This is a genomic window from Exiguobacterium sp. s48 (assembly GCF_018617395.1).
In the GTDB taxonomy this organism is placed as follows: domain Bacteria; phylum Bacillota; class Bacilli; order Exiguobacteriales; family Exiguobacteriaceae; genus Exiguobacterium.
This window is the reverse complement of sequence record NZ_JACSKC010000002.1, coordinates 261,867-275,560: the sequence shown is the minus strand read 5'-3', so window position 1 is coordinate 275,560 and position 13,694 is coordinate 261,867. Positions and strand designations below refer to the sequence as shown.

Annotated in this window: 13 protein-coding genes and 1 riboswitch; of the genes, 8 read left to right on the top strand and 5 right to left on the bottom strand. The window is 47.2% G+C overall.

Annotation, left to right across the window (positions count from 1 at the left end; all coding sequences use genetic code 11):
- Nucleotides 1-42: 42 nt before the first annotated feature.
- A riboswitch (SAM riboswitch) is annotated at nt 43-137 on the top strand.
- A 67-nt stretch (nt 138-204) separates the two neighbouring features.
- Nucleotides 205-1,488: a Na+/H+ antiporter NhaC family protein gene (locus KNO66_RS11770; RefSeq protein ID WP_214742654.1), complete on the top strand. Its 1,284-nt coding sequence runs from the start codon at nt 205-207 to the stop codon at nt 1,486-1,488.
- Nucleotides 1,489-1,503: 15 nt separating this feature from the next.
- Here KNO66_RS11770 and KNO66_RS11765 read toward each other — a convergent pair whose 3' ends face one another.
- Nucleotides 1,504-2,148 carry a TVP38/TMEM64 family protein gene (locus KNO66_RS11765; protein WP_214742653.1) on the bottom strand — a complete coding sequence of 215 codons (645 nt, stop codon included), beginning with the start codon at nt 2,146-2,148 and terminating at the stop codon, nt 1,504-1,506.
- 225 nt (nt 2,149-2,373) lie between these two features.
- Here KNO66_RS11765 and trhO point away from each other — a divergent pair, with 225 nt between their 5' ends.
- The 4 genes from trhO (at nt 2,374) to ald (ending at nt 6,433) form a co-directional block, all read left to right on the top strand.
- Nucleotides 2,374-3,315 (top strand): oxygen-dependent tRNA uridine(34) hydroxylase TrhO, encoded by a 942-nt coding sequence (gene trhO / locus KNO66_RS11760; RefSeq protein WP_214742652.1) that lies wholly within the window; start codon nt 2,374-2,376, stop codon nt 3,313-3,315.
- A 126-nt stretch (nt 3,316-3,441) separates the two neighbouring features.
- Nucleotides 3,442-3,855, top strand: a complete 414-nt coding sequence (locus KNO66_RS11755) for a divergent PAP2 family protein (protein WP_214742651.1) — start codon at nt 3,442-3,444, stop codon at nt 3,853-3,855.
- 91 nt (nt 3,856-3,946) lie between these two features.
- Nucleotides 3,947-5,170 carry a PucR family transcriptional regulator gene (locus KNO66_RS11750; protein ID WP_214742650.1) on the top strand — a complete coding sequence of 408 codons (1,224 nt, stop codon included), beginning with the start codon at nt 3,947-3,949 and terminating at the stop codon, nt 5,168-5,170.
- A gap of 132 nt (nt 5,171-5,302) precedes the next feature.
- Nucleotides 5,303-6,433: an alanine dehydrogenase gene (gene ald, locus KNO66_RS11745; RefSeq protein ID WP_214742649.1), complete on the top strand. Its 1,131-nt coding sequence runs from the start codon at nt 5,303-5,305 to the stop codon at nt 6,431-6,433.
- 92 nt (nt 6,434-6,525) lie between these two features.
- On the opposite strand, the gene murB is transcribed toward ald, so the two are convergent.
- Together murB and KNO66_RS11735 are read right to left on the bottom strand one after the other, a co-directional pair.
- Nucleotides 6,526-7,446, bottom strand: coding sequence for a UDP-N-acetylmuramate dehydrogenase (gene murB / locus KNO66_RS11740; RefSeq protein WP_214742705.1), 921 nt, complete (start codon nt 7,444-7,446; stop codon nt 6,526-6,528).
- Nucleotides 7,447-7,601: 155 nt separating this feature from the next.
- Entirely contained in the window at nt 7,602-8,252 is a 651-nt protein-coding gene (locus tag KNO66_RS11735; RefSeq protein WP_214742648.1) for a diacylglycerol/polyprenol kinase family protein, read from the bottom strand.
- A gap of 199 nt (nt 8,253-8,451) precedes the next feature.
- Between KNO66_RS11735 and KNO66_RS11730 the strand changes: the two genes are divergently transcribed.
- On the top strand, nt 8,452-9,027 hold the full coding sequence (locus tag KNO66_RS11730; RefSeq protein ID WP_251125864.1) for a DUF1836 domain-containing protein: 576 nt from the start codon (nt 8,452-8,454) through the stop codon (nt 9,025-9,027).
- A gap of 56 nt (nt 9,028-9,083) precedes the next feature.
- Here KNO66_RS11730 and KNO66_RS11725 read toward each other — a convergent pair whose 3' ends face one another.
- Together KNO66_RS11725 and KNO66_RS11720 are read right to left on the bottom strand one after the other, a co-directional pair.
- The gene (locus tag KNO66_RS11725; protein ID WP_214742646.1) at nt 9,084-9,566 is read right to left on the bottom strand and encodes an LURP-one-related family protein; all 483 of its coding nucleotides are present in this window, start codon (nt 9,564-9,566) and stop codon (nt 9,084-9,086) included.
- Between the two features lie 218 nt (nt 9,567-9,784).
- The gene (locus tag KNO66_RS11720) at nt 9,785-10,279 is read right to left on the bottom strand and encodes a restriction endonuclease (protein WP_214742645.1); all 495 of its coding nucleotides are present in this window, start codon (nt 10,277-10,279) and stop codon (nt 9,785-9,787) included.
- Between the two features lie 126 nt (nt 10,280-10,405).
- Between KNO66_RS11720 and KNO66_RS11715 the strand changes: the two genes are divergently transcribed.
- Nucleotides 10,406-12,580 (top strand): PAS domain-containing sensor histidine kinase, encoded by a 2,175-nt coding sequence (locus KNO66_RS11715; protein ID WP_214742644.1) that lies wholly within the window; start codon nt 10,406-10,408, stop codon nt 12,578-12,580.
- Complete coding sequence (locus KNO66_RS11710; protein ID WP_214742643.1) at nt 12,577-13,647, top strand: SDR family oxidoreductase; 1,071 nt, start codon at nt 12,577-12,579, stop codon at nt 13,645-13,647. The genes KNO66_RS11715 and KNO66_RS11710 overlap by 4 nt, the downstream gene beginning before the upstream one ends.
- Nucleotides 13,648-13,694 lie beyond the last annotated feature (47 nt).

Genomic DNA, 13,694 nt, shown 5'->3' with positions numbered 1-13,694 from the left:
CAGGTACGTTAGGGAACGTGTTTACTAATTGGATAGATTCACTTTTTATCGAGAGAGACGGAGGGACTGGCCCTGTGAAGTCTCGGCAGCGGGGAACCTGTGCCAAATCCAGCGAGCGAATGCTCGAAAGATGAAAAGGGTATTTCAGACGAAGGACCTTTTTCTTAAGAAAGGGTCCTTTTATTTTTTAGTGAGGTGAATATAGTGGAACAACCAACAGCAAACAAATGGGCACTCTTGCCGTTACTGATCTTCTTGCTCTTTTTCATTGGGGCGGGTGTCTATTATGGGGACTTTTATAAGTTTCCGGTACTCGTTGCGGCCATCATCGCCTTGATGGTTGCAGCATTCATGACCAAAGGTAGCGCTACCCAAACCGTGGAGCGAATCGCGCAAGGAGCCGGTAACCCGGGTATCATCATCATGATTTTCATTTTCTTACTGGCTGGCGCATTTTCAACGGTAGCGGAATCCATCGGAGCAATCGACGCGACAGTCAATGCCGCCTTGACGCTATTACCACCATCGCTTCTCTTGAGCGGGCTCTTCGTGATCGCTGCCTTCATTTCAATGGCGATGGGCACATCGACAGGAACAATTGCGGCACTCGCACCAATCGCTCTCGGCATTCACGAAGAGAGCGGCGTGAATGTCGCCATCGCTGCCGCTGCAGTTGTTGGCGGAGCCATGTTCGGGGACAACCTTTCATTTATCTCGGACACGACCATCGCCGCCGTAAGGACGCAACGGACGAATATGCGGGATAAATTCCGAACGAACTTCTGGATCGTGTTACCGGCCGCGATCATTACGACGATTTTACTCGCCGTCTTGTCGAACGGTGAATCGACAGTCGATGTCGCCGCATTCGAATGGTATAAACTCATTCCGTATCTCGCGGTTATCGGCCTGGCGTTAACGGGACTGAACGTCATTCTCGTCCTGTTGGGCGGAATCACGCTAACAGGAATCATCGGCCTCCTCGACGGAAGCTTGTCGGTCACGGCGTTCGTGACAGCCATTGCGGACGGGATGATTGGCATGGCCGAAATTTCATTCCTAACGTTACTCATGGGTGGTCTTGTGGGACTCATTTCCCATAACGGCGGACTTACGTATTTACGTGATGCATTGACATCACGGATCCAAAAACGCGCCGGTGCCGAATGGAGTATTGCCGGTCTCGTCAGTGCAACGAACGTGGCGACCGCGAACAACACGATTTCCATTCTCGTAGCCGGACCGCTCGCCGCAAACATCGCAGACGAATATGACATCGAACGGAAAAAGTCAGCGAGCGTACTCGATATCTTCTCATGCGGGGTACAAGGAATTCTCCCATACGGGGCACAACTTCTCATCGCTGCAGAACTAACGAAGACCGCTTCGCCTGACCTCGTCCCGTTCATGTTCTATCCGTTTCTCCTCTTTATTTGCGGAGGAATCGCCATCGCATTCAATTTCCCACGTTTCAAAAAACAGTCATAATCAAAAACACCCCTTTCATAGGGGTGTTTGTCGTTTAGTCACCATATCTTGTTTCAACTGCTCGTTTCGTTTTTTGAACGCGCGTCGTTTGAGCACTTCTTCAAGTCCTCGACTGATGCCCCATAGTGCGACCAAAAGTAGACCGAGCATCAGTAAACGAAATGGGCTTTGAATAAATTCTTCCCATTGATCCCCGATGACTGAGAAAATCAAGACGACGAGTAATTTACCAAATCCCGCTGCCAAAACGAATGTACGAAGTGGCATTTGAATAATCGCTAGCAAGTAAGTGATCAGACTGACCGGAATGAACGGGAGTGAGTATAGGAACCCAAGTGAAATCGGACTCATGTGATTGATCCGTTCTAGCCAATACACGGCTGCCTTATGTCTCTCAAGCCAGCGTGTCATCGGTTTTCGGAAGACATATCGGACAGCCGCGAAGACTACGAGCGTCCCGAGGAGATTCCCGATCCATGACAAGAGAACGCCTAACAGAAATCCATATGTCGCTGCATTGGCCGATATGATTAAAACGAGTGGTAAAAACGGAAAAATCGCTTCTAAAAACGGCGCACCGAGTCCGGCCCAAGGACCGCCAGGCAAACTTTGAAGCCATTCAATCAATTGGACGATGTATTGTTGGAGAGAATTCAGCATAGTCGTTCCACCTTCAACTTTCATTACTACTCTATTCCCCGAATTCGATTCACAAGACGCATCTCCCTGCATTCGTCAAAAAAAATTAAAAACCATTTGCGAAAATTCGTCGTGATATTTATCATATAATAATGGACTTGTGGTTGCAGGCAAGTTCATTCGTCGAACGACACAACCCAACGTTCGTTTTCCTGCAAAAAACTGAACACAGGGGAGCAACACAATATGGAAACAAAACCAATGCGGGTCTTGCTGTACTATAAGTACGTCAACATCGAAGACCCAGAAACACTCACGCAAGAACATTTGAAGTATTGCAAGGACCTCGGCATCAAAGGACGCATCTTGATTTCCTCCGAAGGAATCAACGGGACGTGCTCTGGTACATGGGAACAGACTGAGCAATACATGAATGACTTGAAAGCAAACCCACTCTTCAGCGACATCGAGTTCAAAATCGATGAAGTCGAAGAACATGCCTTCAAGAAAATTTTTGTCCGTCACAAGAAAGAGCTCGTGACGTGGCGCTTTGATGGCGAGTTTGATGTACCGAAACAACACGGTGCATATCTCGAACCAGCAGAATGGAAAGAGATGATGAATCGTGATGATGTCGTCATCCTCGACGTTCGTAACAACTACGAGTACGAACTTGGTCACTTTAAAAACGCGATCAAAATCGATGTAGAGGCTTCACGTTACATGCCAGAATGGCTCGAAGAGAACAAGGACCTCTACGAAGGGAAAACACTTCTCACGTACTGTACTGGTGGCGTCCGTTGCGAGAAATTTACAGCATATATGCGTGACCAAGGTCACGACAACATCTTCCACCTTAAAGGTGGCGTCGCGATGTACGGAAAAGACGAAGCGACAAAAGGCGAAAACTGGGATGGTGAGCTATACGTCTTTGACGAGCGCATCAACGTCCCCGTTAACTCCGTGAACCCGACTGTCGTCTCGCATTGCATGCATTGCGGAACCGAGACGGTTCGTTATGTTAATTGTGCTAACCCGGAGTGCAATGTACAACACTTCTGTTGTGAAGAGTGTGAACCAAAACAAATGCGTTCATGCTCGAAAGAGTGTCAAGAACACCCACGCAACCGTTATATCATTGACAACATTGCTGAGAAAATTCAGGAAACTGAAGGAGTAGTCGGGTAACAAAAATCGACCAGAAGGTGTCATGGATGACTTGTCCATGACACCTTTTTTTGACGAAATCTTAACGTCTAGTCTGCGCTTCTTTCGGGTATAGTCAAGATACCATGTCAGACAGGAAGTGAATGCATGTTTAACGAACCTTTACTTGCCGCAATGCTCGCTTGGTTCATCGCGCAAGCTGCTAAACTCGTAACAGAACTCATTAAAACACGGGATTTTGAAATTGAAATCATGTTCGCTTCAGGTGGCATGCCTAGTTCACACTCGTCTACGGTTGTCGCACTCGCAACTGCCATCGGACGTATGGAAGGCATCGATTCGGGCCTATTCGCACTCGCCGTCGTCTTTGCCACGATTGTTATGTATGATGCGACCGGAGTTCGTCAAGCGGTCGGTTTCCAAGCCCGACTCTTGAACGATTATTTTAAAGGGATCAAACATGAGACCCCGCTCTTGAACGAGCTCGTCGGTCACACACCGTTTCAAGTCATTGTCGGAGCCTTGCTCGGTCTGGCCGTCGGATTATTTTTCCCTATGTGATGAATAGAAGGTATGTCATTTCTCACACTCTCGATTCTTTTTGTGAAGTTTCACAAAGAAGACGGTATACTCAGAGTGAGGAGGAATCGACATGCCTTTTTTGCAGAAATCATACGAATCACTCGATACACTCGCCGAAGCGATTGGACAGGCCATTCGAGCACCAATCACTATCGAAAACCGCCATCATCAATTACTTGCGTACAGTACACATCCCGATTCAACTGATCCGGCCCGAATTGCGACCATCATCGGTCGTCGTGTCCCGGAAGCCGTCATTGAAGATTTATGGGAGAGTGGCATTTTGCGAGAAGTGATTGATCAGGACGAACCCGTTGTCATCCCCGCCCGACTCGCTGTCGGTCTAGGGGAACGTGCTGCAGTCGTCATTAAACAACATGATGAAGTACTCGGCTATATTTGGAGTTTAGCCCGAACAAATCCGTTCACCGACCAAGAGTTGGCGATCCTTCAAGAAGGTGCGAACATTGCGAAGAAATTACTCATGACCATCGCGATGCATGAGCGACGGATTAATGCCGAACTTGAACGCTTTTTGCTAGATGTTCTCGCTTCACCCACACTTTCCGACCCGAATCGTGAACGATTAAACGAACTCGCTCCTATCGCGGTCGCCAGTCGTTTGACGATTATTGATTGTAGCCAACCGATCACCCCTCAACTGGCTGAACGTTTGCATTACGTCCTTGCGACCCAAGAGGCAATCGAAGTCGTTCTACACGCCATCGATGGTCAGCAGTTACTGGTCTGGCACTATATGAAATCTGAGCTCTCTGATGAGGAGACAGAATTACTGGCTTGGGCTGAACGATTCGAACAGTTGCTCCAAGACAAATTCGCCGAGTCTGAACCTCGACTGGGAATTAGTCGACGCTTTTTCGAAAGTGATACGTTATATGCGGCAGCCGAAGAAGCGAAACGTGTTACGACCTTACGTCGTAAGTTCCCTCTTGAACTCTCAAGCGCTCGTGCTTTCGAACAAATCGGCATCTATCAGCTTGTTCCCGAGCTCGCACGTCGCATCGGGTTACGTCTTGAGACACATCCGACGATTGAACGTCTGCAACAATATGATTCATCCCATCAGACCGAACTCGTCACGACACTCGAATGGTATTTTTACTTCGAAGGAAACGTAAAACGAGTCGCATCTCACCTACACATCCATCCGAATACCGTCCTGTACCGGATTCGACGAATCGAAGAACTGACGAATATCACGCAAGTATCTTTACCAGAACGCGCCATGATTTACTTAGCGATTAAAGCCGGTCAATATCGCTTAGAAGACTAGACGCTCACTTTGTGTTTTTTCACAAGGTGAGCGTCTTCATTTTTAGAATCCATGATAAAGACAGCGTTTTCGGATGGGTCTATACTAGGGGTGTGAACAATTTGTGTCAACGGAATGAAAGGGGAATGTTCCATGAAAATCGGGGTATTAAAAGAGATTAAAAACAATGAAAACCGGGTGGCTTTGACACCAATGGGTGCATTTATGTTAACGGAGCTAGGTCATGATGTATTCGTCGAAACGAATGCCGGTCTCGGTAGCGGCTTCACGAATATGGAATATATTGATGCCGGTGCAACGATTCTTGAAACGGCGAAAGAGGTTTGGGAAGGCGTTGAGCTAGCCCTCAAAGTAAAAGAGCCACAGGCATCAGAGTATCAATACTTCCGTCCTGATTTGACGCTCTTCACGTATCTCCACCTCGCGGCTGAACCGGAATTAACAAAAGCACTCGTCGATTCTGGGATTACAGCGATTGCGTATGAGACAGTAGAAGTTGATCGGACGTTACCGCTTCTCACGCCGATGAGTGAAGTCGCAGGTCGTATGGCCGCACAAATCGGAGCACAGATTCTCGAAAAACCACACGGCGGCAAAGGAATCCTCATGTCTGGTTTACCTGGCGTACCTCGTGCGAACGTCACCGTCATCGGTGGTGGGGTCGTCGGTACAAACGCGGCTCGTATCGCGATTGGTCTTGGTGCGAGCGTGACGTTGATGGATATCAGCCCGGCTCGCCTACGCCAAATCGATGACTTGTTTGGAAACACAATCAATACGTTAATCTCAAACAAGTACAACATCGCGAAACAAGTGGCCGAGAGTGACCTTGTAATTGGGGCAGTTCTCATTCCAGGAGCGAAAGCGCCGAAGCTTGTTACAGAAGAGATGGTTCAGCGTATGTCACCAGGCTCTGTCATCGTCGATGTCGCAATCGACCAAGGTGGAATTTGTGAGACGATTGATCATATCACAACACATGACGCACCGACGTATGAGCGCTATGGTGTCCAGCACTATGCAGTTGCCAACATGCCAGGTGCCGTACCACGCACATCAACGATGGGTCTCACGAACGCAACGATGCCATACATCATCGAATGCGCTCAAAAAGGTGTATTCCCGGCACTTCTTGAAAACGACGCACTTCTCAAAGGCTTGAACGTGATTAACGGTACGGTCACATACGAAGCGGTTGCTCGTGATTTGGAGTATCCGTTTGTCCCTGCCTATGAGGCAGTTGCTAAACAGAAACAAGCGTAAACACAAGGCGACGAGATGCCCGTTCTCGTCGCCTTTTTACATAAAGAAGGAATCGAACGACAGCTTCGTCCGATTCCTTCTTTCTTTACTATTTATGCGTTCTCTACCGTGATGTCTTCCCCGATGATTTTCACTTCCGGTTCTAACTCCACTTCGAACTTCTCTTTGACAGTCGCTTGCACATGACGAATGAGCGAAATGTATTCTGTCGCTGTCGCTTCATCAATGTTGACGATGAATCCTGCGTGTTTAAGCGATACTTCAGCCCCACCGATCCGCTTCCCTTGTAGACCTGAGTCTTGAATCAACTTTCCGGCAAAATAGCCAGGAGGACGTTTAAATACGCTTCCACATGAAGGGTATTCAAGCGGTTGCTTCGATTCACGTTTATACGTCAAATCATCCATGACTTCTTTGATCAACTCATAGTTCTTTGGCTCAAGTTCGAACGTCGCTTCAAGTACAATCAAGCCCTCTTTCGAGACACGGCTCGTTCGGTAGTCGAGGTGTAGCTCATCTTTAGATAAGTGGAGGACCTGTCCTTCCTGCGTCAATACCGTCGCTGACGCAATGACGTCTTTCGTCTCCCCACCGTAAGCACCGGCATTCATATAGACGGCGCCACCGACTGTTCCAGGGATGCCACAAGCGAATTCAAGACCGGACAACCCTTCAGCGAGTGCCTGACGCGATACATCGATAATCGCTGCTCCGGCCTGTGCGATGATCTGGTTACCATCCCGACGAATCGTATTCAATTCATTCAAATTTAAAACGACTCCGCGGATTCCACCGTCTCGAACAATTAAGTTCGATCCGAACCCAAGAATCATAAATGGCATCGATTCCTGATGCGCCAGTTCTAAGACCGCTTGGACCTCTTCATATGTGTGTGGTGCTACGAAGTAATCTGCTTTACCGCCTAATTTTGTATACGTGTGTGCCGACAACGGCTCGTCTTGAAGGACGCGCTCGGCCGGAATGATATTTTGGAGTTGCTGTAAAAAGCTCATGCGTTCACTCAATCCTTTACGTTCTATTTAATCAGTGTCTCGGTCACATTTCATTCATCCCGAGCACGTCACTGAATCGTTTCAGTACGAATCACAGTATACAAATGATTAATGAACGTGACAAGCAACGTTTTTCTTACAACTTAGCGATTAGTTTATAACAATAGCGATGTCGCCACAGCAACAATGATGGGAATTGTAAAGTTATCCCAATCCCGATATGAAATCGCTTCAGTTAGCGTAGCGATAATGGAAATGATAAACCCATAAGTTACCACTTGCCACATCACGACATCATTCCACAAAAACAATAAAAATAAGACTGCGTACGAATTAAGGAACATAGCGAGGCTCCCTTGGAATGAGCGCTTTTGACCATAAAGATCATAAGTAACCGTTCCGTATTTTCGTCCAATCAGTGCAGCCATTCCGTCTCCCCACGCGAGAACGAGCGAACCGGCCAAGAACGCGATAGGCTCTGACTCAAAAAAGAAGTACAGAATGATGAGTAGCGCAATCGGATAATAGACAGTTCCAAGTGATTTGCGTTCCGTTTGATGCACAGGCGACGGACTTTTATATAATAAGACCGCATTCGCAAAGGTGAAAAAGATGAGCGGCACTGCCGCGACGTACCAAGTATCCATCAACCAGACCGCTAACAGCGACCAATGTCCGACTGCGATATGTACACTTTTCCGAATCGTTTCGTCTGTCCATCCGAGCCGCTTCCCGACTTGTTCAAGACCTACGAGAAAGACAAGGACGAACACGATCGAGAGAATTGAACTAATCCATTCATTCATTGCTTGACCACCTCTATGTACAGAATGTATATGATATCGTCATTATACCTTAATCAGTGCCCATCCTAGCTTACTTTTCAAACATTTGGTAGAATGAGGTCAAATGACTGTATAGCCAACGTACGATGTTGGCGATAGAAAGGGTGGCCGTATGCGCGACGCAACTTCAATTCAAACTTTGGCAGATTGCCTTCATTTTATGCAGGTCGGAGAAATCGATCGAGCCCTCGCCCTCTTCCCTGAAGACGTGCGTGAACATTTTCCAAAAGAGCTTCGAAAAATCCACTTGTTTCATATTGAAAAGCATGGCCTCTCCATCAATCAAATCGTCGCTCTCGCAAATGCACTAACAGGTGAACACCTCTCGGCGACGACGATTCAAAACTGGACGAAACGCGAAGTCCGTAAGATTATCGGGGTCCCACGAATCGGTAAGAAGTATTCTTTGCATCAAGCCGCCATCATTTACCTTCTCGATGACTTGAAACACCTTTTTTCATTAGAAGAAACAAGTTCCTTATTGGCTTTAATTTTCAATAACCCTGACCGGGACGAAGACGACTTTATCTCTCCGATTGATTTTTACCGACTGTATGCGGAGTATGCAAAATCGACAAGTCCAATCGACCTTCTCGATACTCGAGCGAAGCGTTCGCTTGAAAAAACGAAATACACACATCCGAATATCATTCATGTCTTGAAGCTCTGTCTTTACGCACATCGCGTCACAACGCTTGAACTCGAGGCAAAACATTACCTGAACCGTTTCATTTGATGAAGCGGTTTTTGTACATGAAAAAGCACCGGTCTCCTGACCGGTGCTCGTCATCGTTATGAGACAGATGCTGCGAGCGGCATCCGCGATTTAACCGTTAACGTCTTTAAGACTGAAAGAAGTTCGAACATCGATAGCTGATCGGCTTCTTTCGTTAAGCAGAACGTATCGTCCTCTTCTTTCCGAAGCTCCGCGACCAATTTGCCTGCTTTGTCGCGAACGCTGAACTTATGACGTTCCACATCGTATTGAATCGTGAAGAGTCCGCGTTCATAGACGTTGTACTCACACTTTTTCCCGAATAACGAGAACTTGTCTTTCAATTGACCAATCGCCTGTCCATCATGGTTCATCACGACCCATTTTTGGCAGTTCGGGATATATTTCCCGTGAGCGATTTGTCGTCCAGACAAATTGTGCACTTGAACACTGCCTTCCGCGTCGCGGTGAACAGATCCGATTGCATCATTTGTCTCATCATAAATGGTCGCCTCGCCTTGCGTAAAGACGCAACCTTTTACATAAATTAATTTGCGCACCGCTTTTTCCTCCTAGCACGTTCCAACCGTGATTGTTTGTATGTGTACGGTCGGGTATTACTGAAAACCCCAATCGTTTCTCTCAGTAGTATTTATCTCGTTTCAACTACTACATATTTCATATGACGAAGATGATTATTGCACCGATTTAAGAAAAAGACAACCCCTTTTTTTCGACATCATTTCTGATTCTGTCGAACTTGTGAAATTGTCGATGTTTATCGCTTGTATCCCGCTTCTTTTAAGAGTTCTTCAAGCTCAAATCTTGCAATCAGACGAACTTGATTTGGAGCAGCCAATTCATAGGCACTGTCCGTGAAAGTTGAGTTTGTCACGACCCATCCCTCATGTGCCTCATAATACGGTACGGCCGCTGCAATTTGTTGCACAGCTTCGAGACCGACCACTTTTTCATAGCGCTTCGCCTGTACCGCAATCGACCATCCATCCGGTGTTTCGAGTAACAAGTCCGCTCCAAAGTCACGCGATGCCGGTGTGACCACTACCTTATACCCGAGCGCTGTGAACACTTCCTCTAAAAACAGTTCAAATTCTCGACCATCCATTCGATCGATTCGATCGATCGTCGACAGCCGAACCTTCCAAACGAACCAGACGATTCCAATGAAAAGAAGCAAGATGCTGCTCCAAAGTGGTGCCCCGAACCACCATAAACACACGGCTCCAATCATACTAACAAGTAATCCGATCATCCTTATCTTTCCTTTCCGAGTCCTCTCTCCCACTTTACCTTTTTGAGGGCAGGAAATGAAAGGGGGATCTGTCGAATGATATAGAAGATGTGCTCGTCTGACACCACGAAGGAGGGATGACTGTTCATGGAGAATCATGCCAATCTCCAAAGTGAGTTACTACATGCATTACCTTACGGGATTGCGTTAATACAGAAAGATGGAACAATCGTTCAGGCAAATCGTCCATTTCTTGAGCAGTTCCCAGAGAATCTACAGAGACGTTCGAACCTTTTCCATATGGTCAATCAGTCACCCATCACGATGGAATTGTCCCGTCGGATGGAACAAGGACTTCCTTGGATGTATGAACTGCCGACGATGCGTGTCCATGCCATCCCGTGGGACAAACAATATATTCTTTCTATTGAACCATTGCCACACGATACACGCGTGACGATACAACACAATGCGTTTGAGGCGATGATGCGTACCGAACTCGACATGGCGATGATCATGACAGATGCGAATCTATTGATCACTCGTTTTAACCAAGGGGCAACAGAACTATTTGGCTACGCTCCTCATGAGGTGCTCTACGAAATGACACCGTTCGCTCTATTTGAGTCGAGAGAGTTAAGTGAAAAGCGCTCTTCCTATCAAGATGAGACGGAACGGTTGCTATCGTTTGAACAAATGTTGCGTCTCGCACTCGACAAAGGAGACCGGGAATGGAAGTTCCAATGTAAGGATCGGACACATTTCATCGGTAAATTATTCATGCATCCCGTATACGAGCAAGAGCAACTCGTCGCGTTCTTTTTCTTCGTATTTGATGTGAGTCCCGAAATCGAACTGAAACGAGAACTCCGCTATAAGGAACAACGCTATCGGATGTTTGCTGAATCCGTCATCGAAGCCGTCCTTTTCCATGAAGACGGGATGATACTCGATGCGAACAAAGCGGCGGAATCCATCTTTAAAATTCCTGCAGAGCAGATGGTAGGTCGCCAAACCGTTGAATTTATCGCGGAGGGATACCGGGCCGATGTGCTGCGTCGCATTCGGAACCATATTCAAACCCCTTATGAAGTGATTGGACGGCGTGAGGACGGCACATTCTTAGAAATGGAAGTATATCCAAAAGAAGTGACGTATCAAGGTCAAACGTTGCGGGTAGCAGTCATGCGTGACATTAGTGACCGCAAGAAAATAGAACGCATGCTCGAACGTGAAAAAAACGCGATTGCCCGTCAGCGCGATATCATCCAGTCCATCTTACAGGCATCGAACGAGGCGTTCGTCTTGACCGAATCGAACGGCAGTGTATTGTTCATGAACGTCCATGCGCGACGACTCATGGACTTACCGGGCATCGCTCCAAACAAAATTCAGGAGCGTATCCCACTCCTCTCTACGTTCCGCCCTCGCGACCGAAGCGAGATGTTGCGCAAGATGGACCAACTTCTTGATGGAACGACTAGAGAGGTATCCATGCGCTTCTCAATCCCACAGCCAAACGACCGGGACGAAGAATACTATGAAATGTACGGAACCATCATGGATACGAAACGACAAATCGGTATGGATAGTGGTTTCCTATTCGTTTTCCGAAACCGGACAGAAGAAGAACGGATGGATCAAATTAAAAATGAATTAGTGAGTACGGTCTCACATGAACTCCGGACACCACTTTCCTCCTTATCTGGATACATTGAATTGATGCTCGCTCGAGATTTGACACCCGAAAAACGGGAACGTTTTTTGAAGACGATGGCACGTGAGGCGCAGCGTCTGACTTCATTGCTCAACGACTTCTTGGATATTCAACGTATGGAAGACGGTCATCAGGAGTATAAACAAGATCACTTCTCTTTGAACGAACTTGTATTAGAAGTAATCGAGCGCTTTCGTGAAACGAATGACCATGCCATTCATTTTGATGACGCGGATGAGGACCTTCACCTCATTGCCGATCGAGACCGCATCGAACAGGTACTCGTCAATTTGGTTTCGAATGCCATCAAGTATTCTCCGAATGGACAAGAAATCGAAGTGAGGGTCCGACAAGACCATAATCAGGCTCATGTATCCATTCGTGACTTTGGAATCGGAATTCCGGAACATGCCTTCGAAAAATTATTTACAAAGTTCTATCGAGTCGACAATTCAGACACGCGTAAAATTGGTGGGACCGGTCTCGGTTTATCAATTTGTAAAGAAATCATCGAATCCCACGGTGGAAGCATCGAAGTGGAATCGACTGTCGGGAAAGGGTCGACTTTCACATTCACATTAGACTTAGCGGAGGAAACGTCATGAACAATTATGCCTTTACTGGATTCCCTGGTTTTTTAGCAGGTAAATTAATTGAACACCTCGCTTCGTTACCGCATCAAATCGGAACGATTTATGCGTTACACCTTCCGCATCAAACACGTGAGGCAGAAGACCTGCGTGATACCTTGCTCATAGCGACGTCACTTGCGCCACATCAACTTGTTCTCGTCGAAGCAGACATCACGTTACCCGAAGTCATTCTCGACCCGATTATGCGGTCTGTCATTGAACGAGACGTACATTACGTCTTTCACCTTGCTGCCGCTTATGATTTGAGCGTTTCTTATGACACCGGATATCGTGTCAACATTCTCGGGACGAAACATGTCACCGCCTTTGCCAAACGTTCGAAGTCATTGAAACGATATGTGTACTTCAGTACAGCCTATATTGCCGGACGTCGTCAGGGAACCGTCTACGAAAACGAGCTATGGCATCGGGCACAGTTTAAAAATCATTACGAAGCGACTAAATATGAAGCAGAGGCACTCGTCTCACGTGAGATGAGCACGATGCCCATCACCATCATTCGCCCTGGAATCGTGATTGGTCATAGTCAAACGGGCGAAACGAAAAAGTTTGACGGCGTCTATTTCGTCTTAAAGTTGATGCACCAGCTTCAGCAGATGCAACCACTCCCTTACATCGGGCGGGCGAACGTCGAAGTCAACCTCGTCCCGTACGATTACGTAGTGGAAGCGACCGCCTTCTTAGCGCATTCTCCTACCGGGATGAAACGAACGTTCCATTTGACGGACCCGTTCCCACATGGCGCACGGGAGGTCTATCGTATGTTGCATGAGACGATGTTTCAACGTGCTCCTCGCGGAACGGTCCCTCACGTTATTGCCGATGCCGCATTCACAGCCTGGAAGAACACGAAACAACTTGATGTCCCTCATGAACTACTTGAGTATTTCAAGCATCCCGTTCACTTTGACACGACACAAACGATTCGTGCGCTCGACGGAACGGGCATCGTTTGTCCGGACCTGCAAGACTATCTCCCGGAGATTGTCCATTATTTTATTGCACACAAAAAGCCCTGATTCGTCAGGGCTTTAACTATGATTCCATCCACTTGTTGATGTGACCT

Bases quoted from the DNA above. Each gene is read 5' to 3' on its own strand.
- KNO66_RS11765 (WP_214742653.1), bottom strand. From the start codon at position 2,148: ATGCTGAATTCTCTCCAACAATACATCGTCCAATTGATTGAATGGCTT.
- trhO (WP_214742652.1), top strand. From the start codon at position 2,374: ATGGAAACAAAACCAATGCGGGTCTTGCTGTACTATAAGTACGTCAAC.
- KNO66_RS11755 (WP_214742651.1), top strand. From the start codon at position 3,442: ATGTTTAACGAACCTTTACTTGCCGCAATGCTCGCTTGGTTCATCGCG.
- KNO66_RS11750 (WP_214742650.1), top strand. From the start codon at position 3,947: ATGCCTTTTTTGCAGAAATCATACGAATCACTCGATACACTCGCCGAA.
- ald (WP_214742649.1), top strand. From the start codon at position 5,303: ATGAAAATCGGGGTATTAAAAGAGATTAAAAACAATGAAAACCGGGTG.
- murB (WP_214742705.1), bottom strand. From the start codon at position 7,446: ATGAGCTTTTTACAGCAACTCCAAAATATCATTCCGGCCGAGCGCGTC.
- KNO66_RS11735 (WP_214742648.1), bottom strand. From the start codon at position 8,252: ATGAATGAATGGATTAGTTCAATTCTCTCGATCGTGTTCGTCCTTGTC.
- KNO66_RS11730 (WP_251125864.1), top strand. From the start codon at position 8,452: ATGCAGGTCGGAGAAATCGATCGAGCCCTCGCCCTCTTCCCTGAAGAC.
- KNO66_RS11720 (WP_214742645.1), bottom strand. From the start codon at position 10,279: ATGATCGGATTACTTGTTAGTATGATTGGAGCCGTGTGTTTATGGTGG.
- KNO66_RS11715 (WP_214742644.1), top strand. From the start codon at position 10,406: ATGGAGAATCATGCCAATCTCCAAAGTGAGTTACTACATGCATTACCT.
- KNO66_RS11710 (WP_214742643.1), top strand. From the start codon at position 12,577: ATGAACAATTATGCCTTTACTGGATTCCCTGGTTTTTTAGCAGGTAAA.